The organism is Legionella stuttgartensis (genome assembly GCF_977063405.2).
In genome coordinates, this window is record NZ_CDRUHA020000002.1 from 81,081 (window position 1) to 96,300 (window position 15,220).

The window sequence follows — 15,220 nt, forward strand, 5'->3', positions numbered from 1 at the left end:
GCCTTGGAATAAAGGGATTTTATGGTTGAACGGATTATTGAGTTTTGTGCACGCAATCGTTTTATTGTGTTGCTTTTTGTGCTCGGGTTTTCTTTCATGGGCTATATGGCCTTGAAGAATACCCGTATGGACGCATTGCCTGACATTTCAGACACTCAGGTCATTGTGTATACGACCTGGATGGGACGTTCGCCCGATCTCATCGAAGATCAAGTCACGTATCCTATTGTAACTGCATTGTTGTCAGCACCAAAAGTAGTAGCTGTGCGGGGATTTTCTGATTTTGGCTTTTCTTATGTCTACATCATTTTTGAGGATGGTACGGATATTTATTGGGCGCGAAGTCGGGTCTTAGAATACATGAGTCAGCTGTCTGGAAAATTGCCCGAAGGAGTGACTCCTCAATTGGGCCCTGATGCGACACCGGTGGGTTGGATTTATCAATACGCCTTGGTGGATGACAATGGCAAGCATAACCTGGCTGAGTTACGCACATTTCAGGATTGGTATTTGCGCTATTGGTTAAGAGCGGTTCCTGGGGTGTCTGAAGTAGCCAGTGTGGGAGGTTTTGTCAAGCAATACCAAGTCAATTTGGATCCAGTCAAAGTCCTTGCCTACAACCTATCGGTTCCTGAGATTGTTGAAAAAATTCGTATGAGTAATAACGACACCGGTGGTCGAGTCATTGAGTTTTCGGGCGTGGAGTACATGATTCGTGGTCGCGGATACATTAAGTCTACTGAGGATATTGAAAAAATTGCCGTGGGCACCAATGCCAATGGCACACCGATTTTACTGCGTGATGTCGCCACAGTACAACTTGGCTCGGACATGCGCCGCGGGGTGGTCGATTTAAATGGCCAAGGCGAAGCCGTGGGCGGTATTGTCATCATGCGCTTTGGGGAAGACGTGCTGCAAGTAATTGGTCGCATCAAGGATAAATTGAAAGAATTAGCTTCAGCCATCCCGGAAGGTATAAAAATGGTTACTGTGTATGATCGCAGTAATCTCATTAGAGAAGCGATTTCCACCGCCAATTGGAACTTGATTGAAGAGCTCGTCGTGGTTGGGTTACTCATTATTGTGTTTTTAGGTCATTTTCGTTCCGCACTCATTCCTATTATTACCTTGCCACTGGCGATTTTGATTTCGTTTATCCCCATTTATTTCTTACATGTCGGACTGAATATCATGTCCATTGGTGGCATTATTGTCGCCATCGGTGATATGGTCGATGCGGCCATCATCATGGTCGATAATGCCCATAAACGCTTAGCGGATTGGGAAGCAAAAGGAAGTCCAGGCGATCGCACCCAGGTGTTAATCGATTCGGCGAAAGAAGTAGGGCCTGCGATTTTTTCATCCCTTTTGGTCATTGCCATCTCCTTCATGCCTGTTTTTACCTTGGAAGCTCAAGAAGGGCGGCTGTTTTCGCCCTTGGCTTATACCAAGAACTTGGCCATTTTCATGAGTGCCTTACTCGCCATCACCTTAATTCCTGTCCTATTGCCTCTTTTGGTGCGTGGTCGAATCATCCCTGAACAAAAACATCCGATTACGCGGTGGATGCAAGCCATGTACGCGCCCGTGTTGAGGCTTGCTTTGAGATATCGCCAATTTGTGGTGGGAATTGCCATTGTATTGGCTATGGCCACCATTCCTCTTTATAAACTCATTGGCTCTGAATTCATGCCCCCTCTTTATGAAGGGACGATTTTGTATATGCCGGTTACTTTACCAGGTATTTCAGTCACTCAAGCGACGGCTTTACTTCAAGAAATGGATAAGAAATTAAAAGCATTTCCAGAGGTGGCACACGTTTTTGGCAAGACGGGAAGAGCCGAAACGTCCACCGACCCTTCTCCATTTAATATGATGGAAGTGATTGTGGAGTTAAAGCCTAAAGAATTTTGGCGCAAAGGAGTGACTTATGAAAGCCTGGTGAAAGAGATGGATGAAGCGTTGCAATTCCCAGGTGTGAGTAATGCCTGGACCATGCCCATTAAAGCGCGTAATGACATGCTCACCACAGGCATTCGAACGGCCGTAGGGATTAAAATTTTTGGCCCAGACATTAAAAAGATTGAAGCCATTGGCAAAGAAATTGAAATGGTGGCCAAAGAAGTAAAGGGCACAAGTAACGTCTATGCAGAGCGGGTGGCTGGAGGCTACTTCCTTGATTTTCAAATTAATCGGGACCAGTTGGCTCGCTATGGTTTAACCATTATGGATGTTAATCGCATCATTGAATCGGCCGTTGGTGGTGAAAACATTGCCACCACGATTGAAGGGCGTGAGCGCTACCCAGTGAATGTGCGTTATTTGCGGGAATTACGCGACGACCCTGACAAGCTCAATCGTATTTTAGTCAAAACACCCAGTGGTGCGGAGGTACCTGTCGCGCAATTGGTGACTTTAACGTTTCGTTCAGGACCTGCTATGGTTCGCGATGAGAATGGCATGCTAGCAGGTTATGTGTTCATTGACATCAGTGGCCGGGACATTGGCGGCTATGTGGAGGAGTTAAAGCAAGCGGTCAACGCCAAAGTGAAATTGCCACCAGGTTATACGTTGGCATGGTCAGGTCAGTACGAGTTCATGCAACGGGTCTATGAGCGACTTAAAATTTTTGTGCCACTGACCTTGGCCATCATTTTTGTCTTATTTTACTTTACCTTCCGCACCATCACCGAGACCTTGATGGTGATGTTAGGCGTTCCCTTTGCTTTATTTGGCGGCTTTTTACTGCTTTATGTATTAGGGTACAACATGAGTATTGCTGTTTGGGTGGGGATGATTGCACTTGCTGGTGTTGCGGCTGAAACCAGTGCGGTGATGCTCGCTTACCTTGATTCCGATTACAATGAACAAAAAGAAAAGGGATTACTCAAAACCCTCCCGGATTTAATTCAAATGGTACAGCTTTGTGCGGTGTCCCGCATTCGTCCCATGGCCATGGCGGGTCTTGCTAACATCATTGGCCTATTACCGGTGATGTGGGCTACAGGCATTGGGGCTGATGTGATGAAGCGTCTTGCAGCACCCATGGTCGGTGGGGTTTTTTCTGCCCTTTTACTGACCTTAATTGTGATTCCTGTGGTTTATGTGATGTGGCGTTGGCAAGTGGATTTGAAAAAAACAGCAGACTTAACGGAGGCAAGATGAAATTAACTTTTTTAGGAGCAACTGAGACGGTTACTGGTTCTAAATATCTTTTGACCATTGGTTCTAAAAAAATCCTGATTGATTGCGGTCTTTTTCAAGGCTACAAAGAATTACGATTACGTAACTGGGCGCCCTTGCCAATTGATCCCCATGATATTGATGCGGTGATTATCACTCATGCGCATATTGACCATTCAGGCTATCTTCCCTTGCTCGTCAAAAACGGATTCCAAGGCAAAATTTATACAACACCGGGTACCAAAGCACTGTGTTCCATTTTGTTACCCGACAGTGGTCATCTGCAGGAAGAAGAAGCACGCTTGGCCAATAAGTATGGATTCTCCAAACACCAACCTGCTCTTCCTCTTTATACTGAAAAAGAAGCTCGGACAGCATTGCAGTATTTTGAAACCATTGATTTTGATACCCCGCATCAATTATTCCATGATTTCAGTTTTGAGTATCATCGTGCCGGTCACATTGTGGGTGCGGCCATGGTCAAAATAAAAACCCAAAAGGGTTCCATTGTGTTTACTGGAGACATTGGCCGTCCTTATGATCCCGTTATGAAAGCCCCTGCCTTCATTCAAGAAACGGATTATCTGGTGATGGAGTCCACCTATGGTGACCGATTGCATGATGCCACAGATCCCTTACCCCAAATGGCTCAGGTGATTAATCAAACCGTTAAACGAGGGGGCTCAGTCATTATTCCTGCGTTTGCAGTAGGGCGTGCGCAAAGTCTTCTTTATTTTATTTATGAACTGAAACGACAAGGGCAAATTCCCAAAGACCTTCCTGTCTTTTTAGACAGCCCCATGGCCATTGATGCCACTCATTTACTCTGCGCTTATAAAGAAGACCACCATTTAACTGCAGAACAATGTCGTGGACTATGCCATGTTGCCACCTATGTGAACACACCTGAGGAGTCCAAGGAGATTGACCGTCATCACATGCCGCAAATCATCATAGCGGCCAGCGGCATGGCGCAAGGCGGCCGCATTCTGCATCATTTAAAAGCCTTTGCGCCTAATCCTAAAAATACTCTACTTTTTACTGGCTTTCAGGCAGGTGGCACTCGTGGTGCTCGAATTGTGAATGGGGAGAAGCAAGTCAAAATTCACGGGAGTTTTATTCCGATACAAGCTAAGGTCGTAGTCATGAGCAGTACATCGGCTCATGCCGACTACCTGGAATTGTTAGAATGGCTAACTCATTTGACTAATCCGCCTAAAAAGGTTTTTATCACCCATGGGGAGCCTCACAGCGCCCAATCGCTAAAACAGAAGATTGAGAAGCAATTAGGTTTTTCTTGCACCATTCCTTCTTATCTGCAAACGGAGGAATTGTGGTGAGTAAGAAAACCTCTCATGGGCTTCGGTTAAAACATTTAGGGATTAAAACTTATCACGAAGCTATTATTTACATGCGCGAGGATTGTCATGTTTGTCATTCGGAAGGATTCGAAGTACAGACGCGTATCCAAGTGACTTTAGGTCAGCACTCTATGATAGCCACTCTTAATGTGGTGACCTCAGAGCTACTTCAGCCTGGTGAGGCTGGTTTGTCGGATTACGCCTGGGAGTCTTTACATGCCAAAGAAGGCGATGAAATTCAGGTCTCCCATCCAAAACCCTTGGAATCCTTAAGCTATGTGCATACCAAGATTTATGGCAAAGAACTGTCTTATGAACAAATGAAGATCATCATTGATGATGTGTTAAGCGGTCGTCTTTCTGATGTACAAATCTCCGCTTTTTTAGCGGCAAGTAGTGCAGGACGTCTAACCCGTACGGAAATCATGAAACTCACCAAAGCCATGATAGACAGTGGTGATCGCTTATCCTGGTCTTCACCTCTGGTCGTCGATAAACATTGCGTGGGAGGATTGCCGGGAAATCGCACAACTCTGATTGTAGTTCCCATTGTGGCCGCTTTTGGATTGATGATTCCAAAAACATCATCGCGTGCCATTACATCACCCGCGGGGACTGCGGATACCATGGAGACTTTAGCTCCAGTCCACTTAAGTCCCCAAAAGATGCGCCAAGTGGTTGAACAAGAAAACGGCTGTATCGTATGGGGTGGGGCTGTGAGTTTAAGTCCTGCTGATGACGTGCTCATCCGTGTGGAACGAGCCATTGATTTAGATAGTGAAGGGCAATTAGTGGCTTCCATTCTTTCTAAAAAAATTGCAACAGGGGCCACACACGCGGTTATTGATATCCCCGTAGGACCTACTGCCAAAGTGAGGAATCAGTCTATGGCGCTCCTTCTGAAACAATTGCTTGAGGAGGTAGGTAACGAGTTAGGGCTTGTTGTCCATACTTTATTTACGGATGGGACGCAGCCGGTAGGCCATGGCATTGGCCCGTCGTTAGAAGCTCGCGATGTATTGGCAGTATTACAAGGGTTGCCTGATGCGCCCAATGATTTGCGTGAACGAGCGTTGACGCTTGCAGGTGCTGCGTTAGAGTGTTCTTCGAAAGTACCAACGGGTTTAGGTAAATCCATTGCGACGCAATTATTGGATAGTGGACAAGCGTTTAAGAAATTTCAGGCCATTTGTGAGGCTCAGGGTGGGATGAGGGAATTGACCAAGGCACGTTTTACTTATCCTGTTGTGGCTGCAAAGGCAGGAAAAGTCTCCCTCATTGACAATCGAAAGCTTGCAAAAATAGCTAAGCTTGCTGGTGCGCCTAAATCGAAATCGGCGGGTATTGACCTCCATTCCCATGTCGGCGAATCCGTTGAAAAAGGCGAACCTTTGTTTACAATTCATTCGGAGTCTTCAGGGGAGCTCCATTACGCCTGTGATTTACTTCGCGATAAACAAGACATCATTATTTTAGGAGAAAATTCTTGAAGCCTCTGTTATGTTCATTATTTGATTCTTCAGAAATTGCCGGACAATTACAAAAGACACTTCAAGTGGAAGTGGGTAAGGTCACATTCCACCGTTTTCCTGATACAGAATGGTACTTAAAAATTGATTCAGAGGTTAAAAGTCGCAGCATTATGGTAGTGGACAGTTTAAACCAGCCGGATGAAAAAATACTGCCTTTGTTGTTTTTTGCCAAAACGGCTAAAGAGTTGGGGGCTAAAAAAATCGGTTTGATTGCTCCTTATCTTTCCTACCTACGGCAAGATAAACGTTTTCACGAAGGAGAAGGAATTACTTCACGTTATTTTGCGGACATTTTATCGACTTCATTCGATTGGCTCATGACGATTGATCCGCACTTGCATCGCTATCACTCTTTAGATGAAATCTACTCAATTCCCACTTTTGTTTTGCATGCCACATCGATGATTGCCACATGGATTAAACATCATGTTCCTAAGCCAATTCTTATTGGTCCTGATATGGAAAGTGAGCAGTGGGTTGCCGATATTGCAGAAAAAGGTCGTTTTCCTTATGCGATTTTGGAAAAGATTCGGCATGGTGATAAAGAGGTGACTATTTCAGTACCCTATATTCCTGAGCTCGAATCTTCGACACTCGTGCTCGTCGATGACATCATTTCCACCGCCAGAACCATGGTAGAGACGGTGAAGCATTTACAACAAGCAGGGAGCAAGTCCATCGTTTGTATTGGTGTGCATGCGCTGTTTGCAGAAGACGCTTATTCTCTATTATCTGCGATGAAAGGGGTGCAAGTCATCACGTGTAATACCATTCATCATGTCACCAATGCGATCGATGTGAGTGGTTTGGCTGTGGACGTTTTAGTCCAAAACAAACTGGCCGCTTTAAAAAGTAAGCGTAAATGAGTTGATTATTAACAAGGAGTATCCATGTTGAAAGCCTTTAGAATGATTGCAGTGCTTATTGGGTTAATCGGAGGACCATTCTTTTTGAGTTCCTGCGATGGAGCAGTGAAGCATGGCTCCCAAGAGGTCGATGGCGGCTATGGAGGACACAGCGCGGGTGGGCATGGTGGTCATGGCGGTGCTGGGCATTAAGCCCATTCGCTGCATTGGTAAATCAAGCCAAAGCATACTCACACTTAACAGGTAGGGCAAACCATGAAACACGACCACCATCAAGGACATACCCATTCTGGTAAAGGACATGCTTGTCCTCACGAACATAATTCTCCCAAGACTCAGCAAGCCTCTTCCAAAATGGAGGGGCCTATTGTTTATACGTGTCCCATGCACCCAGAAATTCGCCAATCTGCCCCTGGTCATTGTCCTCTTTGTGGTATGGCTTTAGAACCGGAAACGGTGACGGTTTCGGAGGTTGTGAGCCCTGAATATCTTGATATGAGACGTCGATTTTGGATTGCATTGATGTTAACTATACCTGTTGTGATATTGGAGATGGGTGGACATGGTTTGAAGCATTTTATTTCTGGTAATGGTTCCAGTTGGATCCAATTGCTTCTTGCCACGCCAGTGGTGTTATGGGGAGGTTGGCCTTTTTTCAAGCGCGGTTGGCAGTCTCTAAAAACAGGCCAACTCAATATGTTTACCTTGATTGCCATGGGTATTGGTGTGGCGTGGATTTACAGTATGGTGGCTGTCCTTTGGCCAGGTGTATTTCCCCATGCGTTTCGAAGTCAAGAAGGAGTAGTTGCTGTTTATTTTGAAGCGGCAGCAGTGATTACTACGCTTGTCTTGTTGGGGCAAGTGCTGGAACTAAAAGCTCGAGAACAAACGGGTAGTGCCATCCGTGCCTTGTTAAAATTGGTCCCTGAAAGTGCACACCGAATTAAGGAAGATGGCAGTGAAGAGGAAGTGTCCCTGGATAACGTTGCCGTTGGTGATTTGTTGCGTGTTCGGCCTGGTGAAAAAATACCAGTGGATGGTGAAGTGCAAGAAGGCCGAAGCTTTGTCGATGAATCCATGGTGACGGGTGAGCCCATTCCAGTTGCTAAAGAGGCCAGCGCTAAAGTTATTGGTGCTACGATTAATCAGACGGGTAGCTTTGTCATGAAAGCGCTGCATGTGGGCAGTGATACCATGCTTGCACGCATTGTGCAGATGGTGAGTGATGCCCAACGAAGCCGTGCGCCGATTCAGCGACTAGCCGATACCGTCTCAGGATGGTTTGTGCCCGCTGTGATTTTGGTTGCGGTGCTGTCTTTTATTGTGTGGGCACTGTTGGGTCCGCAACCAGCGCTTAGCTATGGTTTGATAACTGCTGTGTCAGTACTCATCATCGCTTGCCCTTGTGCGTTAGGTTTAGCAACGCCCATGTCCATTATGGTCGGTGTTGGAAAAGGAGCACAAAGCGGGGTATTGATTAAAAATGCCGAAGCGTTGGAACGAATGGAGAAGGTCAATACCCTGGTGGTCGATAAAACGGGCACGCTTACTGAAGGTCACCCTAAATTGACACGCATTGTGACCGATGATTTCGTGGAGGATAATGCTTTAGCATTAGCTGCGGCACTTGAGCATCAAAGTGAACATCCGCTGGCCAATGCTATTGTGCATGCTGCAAAAGAAAAAGGATTGTCCCTTGGAACAGTCGAAGCGTTTGAAGCGCCCACTGGAAAAGGGGTTGTAGGTCAGGTAGACGGCCATCATGTTGCTATTGGTAACGCCAGATTAATGCAAGAGCATGGAAGCGATAATGCCCCTCTTTTTGAAAAGGCTGATGAACTTCGTGGTAAAGGCGCCTCAGTCATGTTTATGGCGGTTGATGGTAAAACAGTAGCTCTCTTGGTGGTTGAAGACCCTATTAAATCGAGTACTCCAGAGACCATCCTCGAACTTCAGCAAAGTGGCATTGAAATTGTCATGCTCACCGGAGATAGCAAAAAAACAGCAGAAGCGGTGGCAGGGACCCTCGGCATTAAAAAGGTGGTAGCTGAAATCATGCCTGAAGACAAGAGTCGCATCGTGAGTGAATTAAAAGACAAAGGTCTTATTGTTGCCATGGCAGGAGATGGGGTGAATGATGCCCCAGCGCTTGCCAAAGCTGATATTGGTATTGCCATGGGAACAGGCACTGATGTGGCCATCGAAAGTGCTGGGGTCACCTTGTTGCATGGAGATTTGCGTGGTATCGCCAAAGCGCGACGTTTGTCAGAAAATACCATGAGCAACATTCGCCAAAATCTTTTCTTCGCATTTATTTATAATGTACTGGGTGTGCCTTTGGCTGCTGGGGTTTTGTACCCCCTAACCGGCTTGCTCTTAAGTCCTATGATTGCAGCAGCGGCGATGGCGCTTTCTTCAGTGTCAGTGATTATCAATGCGCTGAGACTAAAGAGAGTGACACTATGAAAAAAGGATGGTCAGATGAGCTTAAGATGTGATTAGTCTTTATTGTATTGGCTAAACAAAAATCATCACGATCACTTCATTGAAGAAAAATCAAGTCTATACTAAAAAAATAGTTCAGACTGTATTTAAGGCAAAATCATGGTTATCCCAGTTGTTATGATAGTGTTTGGTATTGTCTTTCTTGCTAAAGGAGCTTATTTAATCAATGGATTAGTGCAACAAGGGAATCACTATCGGCGACTAAGGTTTGTTTCTCTTTCTTTTATTGGCATTTTTATCCTCAGTTATATAGCCAGCATTTTTTATGGTTTATTGGTCGATCCTCATTGCCTTAATTATTTTTATGGCAGTGTATTTTTGTTAGCAGCGACTTATACTTATTTTTCGTGTCATTTGGTGACTAAGACCATTCAAAAAGCGGAATTAATGGCTGATTTTAAAAGTCGCTACGAACTATTAAGGCAGCATGCTCAGTATGATTCGCTAACTGGCTGTCATAACAGAGAGACCCTTTTTGAGGTTTTGAACACAAGGCTCCAACAAATTAAGATGCATGGAGGATGGGTTATCGTTCTTTTTATTGATATGGATAAATTTAAGACGGTCAATGACCGTTATGGTCATGATGCGGGAGATAACACGTTACAAACATTTGGGCAACTCCTAACGCAGCGATTGCGAAAGGATGATATCGTGGCTCGTTATGGTGGGGATGAGTTTATTGCCGTGATGGAAAACATCTCTATCGATGAGGCGAAAAAGATTGCTGAAAATCTTATCACTGTGACGAGACAATCGTTCAAAGAAGGTATTTTATCGGAGCTTAATCTAGGTTGCTCTATTGGCATCACTCAGATGAATCCTCACTCGGCCTCAGTGAATACCGTCATCAAAGAAGCGGATTTGGCGTGCTACGCGGCAAAACAAAGAAAAATCAATGGCTCGGTTTGTGTCTATAGTCCAATGCTTGCAACAACAAACCATCTCATCGACACGAGTATCCATCCAATCGCTGACTAGAAAAAGAGAATGCATAAAACAGTCATCTTACTGCAGAAGCAGGTACGACATCATCTATTATTTTACAACCCATTGTTTAATGGCATTGGGTGGGAGATACTAGAAAATAAAAATAATAAAAAGAAGGGATTAATTTATGACTCATTATCTGATGAAACGCACCCTCCTGGTGATAATTCCCGCCTTTCTGGTGGGTTGTTCCTATAATGCCAAGTTAACCCCTGAAGGAGAAAAAGTAACCATTCTCCAGTCAGGTCAGCTCTCAAAAGGCTGTACTTTTTTAGGGGAAGTCAGAGCCTACGATCGCAATGGCATGAGCCAATCCTATCAATCACACGAGCATTTGATCAAGGACGAACGAAATATCCTAAGAAATGAAGCGGCGTTATTAGGTGCTAATACGGTTTTGGTGAGTCAACATCAGCAAACTTATGAAGGCAATCCCAAAAATGATTTCGTGGCAGACCATTGGATGGTAGGTCGAGCCTACCGATGCAAGATAAAACAATAGATAGACCTCTTTGAGCCATTGTTTATGGAATATCATCGTGCTTGGCGGTTTTCTTATAGGGTCGTTCTTCTGTTGCTGTATGCCTCTTTGGCAACAGCGGGGAAGGCATGGACTCTTCAGGAAATAACTCAAATGGCTTTTGCAAACAACAAGGATTTAAAAGCCGCTCGTTATAATGTGGCTATTGCCAAGGCCCGTTTGCTACAAGCTGGCCTTTGGCCCAATCCAAGCCTCAACCTCTCCAACAACGACGATCGCTTATTTAATGATGAAGGGGAATATTCACGAAGTGCTGGGTTTAATCAAGCATTCCCTATTTCTGGGCGTATTGCAAAGCAAAAGACAGTGGCGCGTTTAGATGTATTGAAAGCCATGGCAGAAATCAGGGAAGCAGAGCGCCAATTAAGCGCCAAAGTAGCAAATGCATTTTATGCCGCGATGATTACTGAGCGTCGCACGCAACAGGTGAATTACTTATTACGGATAAACCAAGAGCTTGTTGATGTGATTCATAACCGTTATCACGCGGCTGAAATTTCAAAGCTGGATGAGAATGCGGCACGCATTGAGTATCTGCGTATCGGGCAAGAAAAGCACCTGTTGCATAGTCTTCGTATTAGCCAATATGCGCTACTGAATCAATTGATGGGGCGAGAAGCCAATTCACCCTTATCCCTTAAGATGGATTTTATCGCTGAGAGAACGCTCCTTAAATTACCCCGCTTAAAAGCCTTAGCGCTTAAAAATCGTCCAGACCGTCAATCCATCGCATTATCGATTGAACGCGCCAATGCCGATCGCCGTTTGGCCAAAGCCGAGCGTTTTGCTGATTGGACGGTAGGGCTTGGGGTACAACAAGATAAAATTGTGGTCGAAGAGGGCCCACCTCAACCTGCCGATAGGACTTTGGGTGTGACTCTTTCCGTGCCTCTTCCTCTGTTTAATCGTAATCAGGGGCGAATTTTAGAAGCAAGTCACACAGGGACTCAGGCAATAATGGCTTTGCGTGCTTTGAATTTAAGTATTGAGACGGAAGTAACCAGTAACTATGGGCAATTAAAAGCGCTGCAAATGAGTCTTAGGGAAACGCAACAGGTTTCTCTGAAATTAGCGGTTGAGAATGTCACACTGGCTCGTGACTCTTATGAGAATGGACAAATTTCTTTTTTGAATGTGCTGCAAGTACAAAAACAACAAAATGATTTACAAACGACTTATCTCAACACGTTAGAAAAGTATTTGCAAGTGTATGTGGCTTTATGTACAGCTATTGGTCCTGGTAAAACCAATGGGTTTTGCCCTTATTTAGCGTATCAAAGGAATGGGGATAGTAAATGAGATGGCAACAGCGCATGAGAAGGATGGCATTAATTAGTCTGTTTCTTAGTCTACTCTTTCCTATTCAAGGGTGCTTTGCCCATGGAGAAGAAATTGAAGTGAGTGAGGGAGGAGCTAAAGGCCCAGTTCATTTAACACCCCAGCAAACCAAGATGCTTGACATCAAGGTAGTGGAAGCAACCAATCGTCCTATGGCGCAAATGCTTGGTTTAAATGGCCAAATTCAATTGTTACCTGATGCGCAAGCGGATGTTAGCATTCGGATTAGCGGAAGTGTGACGGCCATTGATGTGAATTTAGGAGATAATGTCAAGGCAGGACAACGCTTAGCCACAGTGCAATCAAGATTAGTGGGTAATCCTCCACCAAGTGTTGCGGTCACGGCACCCATTGCGGGCATCATTGATGCCAGGAACATTAACTTAGGTCAAGCCGTTGAACCGAACACCGTTCTTTTTCACATCAGCAATCGCGACAAACTGTTAGTCATCGCTCAAGTGTATGAAGAAGATTTAGATAAGATTAAGGTAGGGCAAGAAGTGAATGTTCATGCCCTAAGTTACCCCAAGCGAACTTTTCCAGGCCAAGTGACTTTAATTGAACCCAATCTTGACTCCTTAACCCGTACCGTGAATGTGCGCATCACCTTGGATAATGAAGAGAAACTCCTAAAGCCCGGAATGTTTGTACGCGCCAACGTCATTTTAGCGCGTAATGAAGCAGCACTTGCCGTACCCAATGCGGCCGTGTTGCAGGCAGATAACGAGTCGTTTGTTTTTGTGCAAAATAAGGATATTTATGATCGCGTCGTTGTTCAAATGGGTGCCGTGGATGATGAGTATTCAGAAATTAAAGACGGGCTAGTTCCTGGCGACCTTGTTGTGACGCAAGGACATCGTGAGCTTTATACTTTGTGGTTGAGTGGGGGTAGTAAGCCTCATTCAGGCCAAGAGGAGCCTCACTAAATGTTTACGCACTTAATTGCCTGGTCGTTACATAATCGCCCCTTGATTTTGGCCTTAACGATTATTCTTTGTTTGCTGGGTGGTTATACTTTAAAACAAATGCCAGTAGATGTGTTTCCCGAATTTGCCCCACCGCAAGTGGTGGTGCAAACGCAAGCGCCTGGCATGGCCACGCAAGATGTAGAAACTTTAATTACTTATCCTTTGGAAAGTGCGATTAATGGCACGCCAGGGGTGGTTAGTGTGCGCTCTAAAACGTCTGTGGGACTGTCCACCATCACGGTGGTGTTTGACGACCAAACTGACATTTATCGTAATCGCCAGTTAGTTAATGAACGCATTCAACAAGTAGTCAATCGCCTCCCTCCTGGCGTTGAGTCACCCATCATGTTACCGGTTACGTCTGCCGTGGGGTGGTTGGTCAAATATGCGTTGGTGAGCCGCACCGAAAGTCCTGAAACCTTGCGCACTATTTCGGATTGGACGATTCGTCCCAGGATTCTAGCATTAGGTGGCGTAGCTTCTGTAGTTTCCCTGGGTGGTGAGGTCAAGCAATACCAGGTGCGCCTCATTCCTGAGCGTATGCTCGCTTATCGAATCTCGGTGGAAGACGTGCGACAAGCGCTGACATCGGCGAATCAAAACGTACCCGGTGCCTTTGTTCACCAGGCAGGAACCGAATTCGTAGTGAGTACCCTTGGGCGGATTAAGACGCTTAAAGACATCAAAAAAACATTGATTGTGGTTCGTAATGGGGTACCTATTACCATGAATAATGTGGCAAATGTTGCTTTTGGTGGAGAAATTAAGCGAGGTGATGGAGCTTATAATACCCAAAATGCGGTGATTGGGACAATTTCTAAAGCCTATGGGGCTGATACGGTCACGACCACAGAGAAAGTCGAAAAAGCACTTGCGGAAATTAAAAAGTCCTTGCCTCACGATGTGACCTTAATGACTAATGTGTTTCGCCAAACCAGCTTTATTGAATCTGCCATTCACAATTTAACTCGGGCTTTGCTTGAAGGGGCTGTGATTGTTATTGCGGTTCTTTTTGTTTTTTTGATGAATTGGCGCGCTTCGTTTATTACGTTCCTTTCGATGCCCGTTTCGTTCGTAGTGGGTATTCTAGTGCTTCATTATTTTGGTATTGGCATCAATTCCATGACCTTAGGTGGTATGGCCATTGCCATTGGAGAAGTAGTCGATGACGGCATCATTACGGTGGAAAACGTGGTGCACCGTTTACGGATTAATCGTCAGGAAGCCCATCCTTTACCCACCATACAAGTAGTTTTTGATGCGGTGCTTGAAATTCGAAGTTCAGTGGTTTATGCCACGATTATCATTAGTTTGGTTTTTTTACCCATCTTCTTTTTATCGGGGATTGCTGAGCATATTTTTAGCCCCTTAGCCATTGCCTACATTGCCTCGGTATTGGGCTCTCTCGTGGTCTCCATCACTATGGTTCCTGCTTTGTGTTACTGGTTACTGGTGTGTGGTCAAGAAAAACAGCAAGATGTTGAAGTGAGTCTGCACGCTTTATCGAATAAGGAACGGCATTATGCCGTAGAAAAGGAAGGTAACCATCAGGCGGAGTCCGAAACTCGCTTTGTCTTGTGGCTTAAAAAGCATTTTTTAACAGCACTCCAATGGTCTATTGCCCACTGCAAAATGGTTCTTGCGTTTGCATTATCGGCTTTTGTCTTTGCACTGGCGTTACTTCCTTTTTTTGGCACGTCTTTTTTACCGGAGTTTCATGAAGGCAACTTTATTGTCGTGATGAGTACCTTGCCGGGAACCTCCCTTAATGAATCCATGCGTTTAGGTCAACAAGTACAAAAAGCATTGCTTCGCTATCCGCAAGTGATTTCCATTGCGCAGCGGGCAGGGCGCAGTGAGCTTGATGAAGATGCGCTACCACCCAACATCAGTGAATTTGATGTGCTTCTTAACTTTGATAAAGACAAGTCCATGA

General features: G+C 45.1%; 11 protein-coding genes. All 11 read left to right on the forward strand.

The window, feature by feature from the left end; genetic code table 11:
- Positions 1-21: 21 nt before the first annotated feature.
- Positions 22-3,165, forward strand: a complete 3,144-nt coding sequence (locus ACWTEW_RS01065; RefSeq protein ID WP_454783452.1) for an efflux RND transporter permease subunit — start codon at positions 22-24, stop codon at positions 3,163-3,165.
- The gene (locus tag ACWTEW_RS01070; RefSeq protein ID WP_021460526.1) at positions 3,162-4,523 is read left to right on the forward strand and encodes an MBL fold metallo-hydrolase RNA specificity domain-containing protein; all 1,362 of its coding nucleotides are present in this window, start codon (positions 3,162-3,164) and stop codon (positions 4,521-4,523) included. The genes ACWTEW_RS01065 and ACWTEW_RS01070 overlap by 4 nt, the downstream gene beginning before the upstream one ends.
- Positions 4,520-6,034, forward strand: a complete 1,515-nt coding sequence (locus ACWTEW_RS01075) for a thymidine phosphorylase family protein (protein WP_025519943.1) — start codon at positions 4,520-4,522, stop codon at positions 6,032-6,034. The genes ACWTEW_RS01070 and ACWTEW_RS01075 overlap by 4 nt, the downstream gene beginning before the upstream one ends.
- On the forward strand, positions 6,031-6,942 hold the full coding sequence (locus ACWTEW_RS01080; RefSeq protein WP_021460732.1) for a ribose-phosphate pyrophosphokinase: 912 nt from the start codon (positions 6,031-6,033) through the stop codon (positions 6,940-6,942). Before ACWTEW_RS01075 ends, ACWTEW_RS01080 begins: the two co-directional genes overlap by 4 nt.
- Positions 6,943-6,966: 24 nt before the next feature.
- Positions 6,967-7,134 carry a hypothetical protein gene (locus ACWTEW_RS01085; RefSeq protein WP_015961484.1) on the forward strand — a complete coding sequence of 56 codons (168 nt, stop codon included), beginning with the start codon at positions 6,967-6,969 and terminating at the stop codon, positions 7,132-7,134.
- Between the two features lie 63 nt (positions 7,135-7,197).
- Positions 7,198-9,408 (forward strand): copper-transporting P-type ATPase, encoded by a 2,211-nt coding sequence (gene copA, locus ACWTEW_RS01090; protein ID WP_058393167.1) that lies wholly within the window; start codon positions 7,198-7,200, stop codon positions 9,406-9,408.
- 138 nt (positions 9,409-9,546) lie between these two features.
- Positions 9,547-10,428 carry a GGDEF domain-containing protein gene (locus ACWTEW_RS01095; RefSeq protein WP_025519938.1) on the forward strand — a complete coding sequence of 294 codons (882 nt, stop codon included), beginning with the start codon at positions 9,547-9,549 and terminating at the stop codon, positions 10,426-10,428.
- A 136-nt stretch (positions 10,429-10,564) separates the two neighbouring features.
- Positions 10,565-10,939: a DUF4156 domain-containing protein gene (locus ACWTEW_RS01100; RefSeq protein ID WP_021436947.1), complete on the forward strand. Its 375-nt coding sequence runs from the start codon at positions 10,565-10,567 to the stop codon at positions 10,937-10,939.
- A 24-nt stretch (positions 10,940-10,963) separates the two neighbouring features.
- The gene (locus tag ACWTEW_RS01105; protein ID WP_015961480.1) at positions 10,964-12,277 is read left to right on the forward strand and encodes a TolC family protein; all 1,314 of its coding nucleotides are present in this window, start codon (positions 10,964-10,966) and stop codon (positions 12,275-12,277) included.
- Positions 12,274-13,242 carry an efflux RND transporter periplasmic adaptor subunit gene (locus ACWTEW_RS01110; protein WP_015961479.1) on the forward strand — a complete coding sequence of 323 codons (969 nt, stop codon included), beginning with the start codon at positions 12,274-12,276 and terminating at the stop codon, positions 13,240-13,242. The genes ACWTEW_RS01105 and ACWTEW_RS01110 overlap by 4 nt, the downstream gene beginning before the upstream one ends.
- A partial coding sequence (locus ACWTEW_RS01115) for an efflux RND transporter permease subunit (RefSeq protein ID WP_454783453.1) occupies positions 13,243-15,220 on the forward strand: 1,978 nt, incomplete at its 3' end. It lies immediately after the preceding gene.

Bases quoted from the DNA above. Each gene is read 5' to 3' on its own strand.
- ACWTEW_RS01065 (WP_454783452.1), top strand. From the start codon at position 22: ATGGTTGAACGGATTATTGAGTTTTGTGCACGCAATCGTTTTATTGTG.
- ACWTEW_RS01070 (WP_021460526.1), top strand. From the start codon at position 3,162: ATGAAATTAACTTTTTTAGGAGCAACTGAGACGGTTACTGGTTCTAAA.
- ACWTEW_RS01085 (WP_015961484.1), top strand. From the start codon at position 6,967: ATGTTGAAAGCCTTTAGAATGATTGCAGTGCTTATTGGGTTAATCGGA.
- copA (WP_058393167.1), top strand. From the start codon at position 7,198: ATGAAACACGACCACCATCAAGGACATACCCATTCTGGTAAAGGACAT.
- ACWTEW_RS01095 (WP_025519938.1), top strand. From the start codon at position 9,547: ATGGTTATCCCAGTTGTTATGATAGTGTTTGGTATTGTCTTTCTTGCT.
- ACWTEW_RS01100 (WP_021436947.1), top strand. From the start codon at position 10,565: ATGACTCATTATCTGATGAAACGCACCCTCCTGGTGATAATTCCCGCC.
- ACWTEW_RS01105 (WP_015961480.1), top strand. From the start codon at position 10,964: ATGGAATATCATCGTGCTTGGCGGTTTTCTTATAGGGTCGTTCTTCTG.
- ACWTEW_RS01110 (WP_015961479.1), top strand. From the start codon at position 12,274: ATGAGATGGCAACAGCGCATGAGAAGGATGGCATTAATTAGTCTGTTT.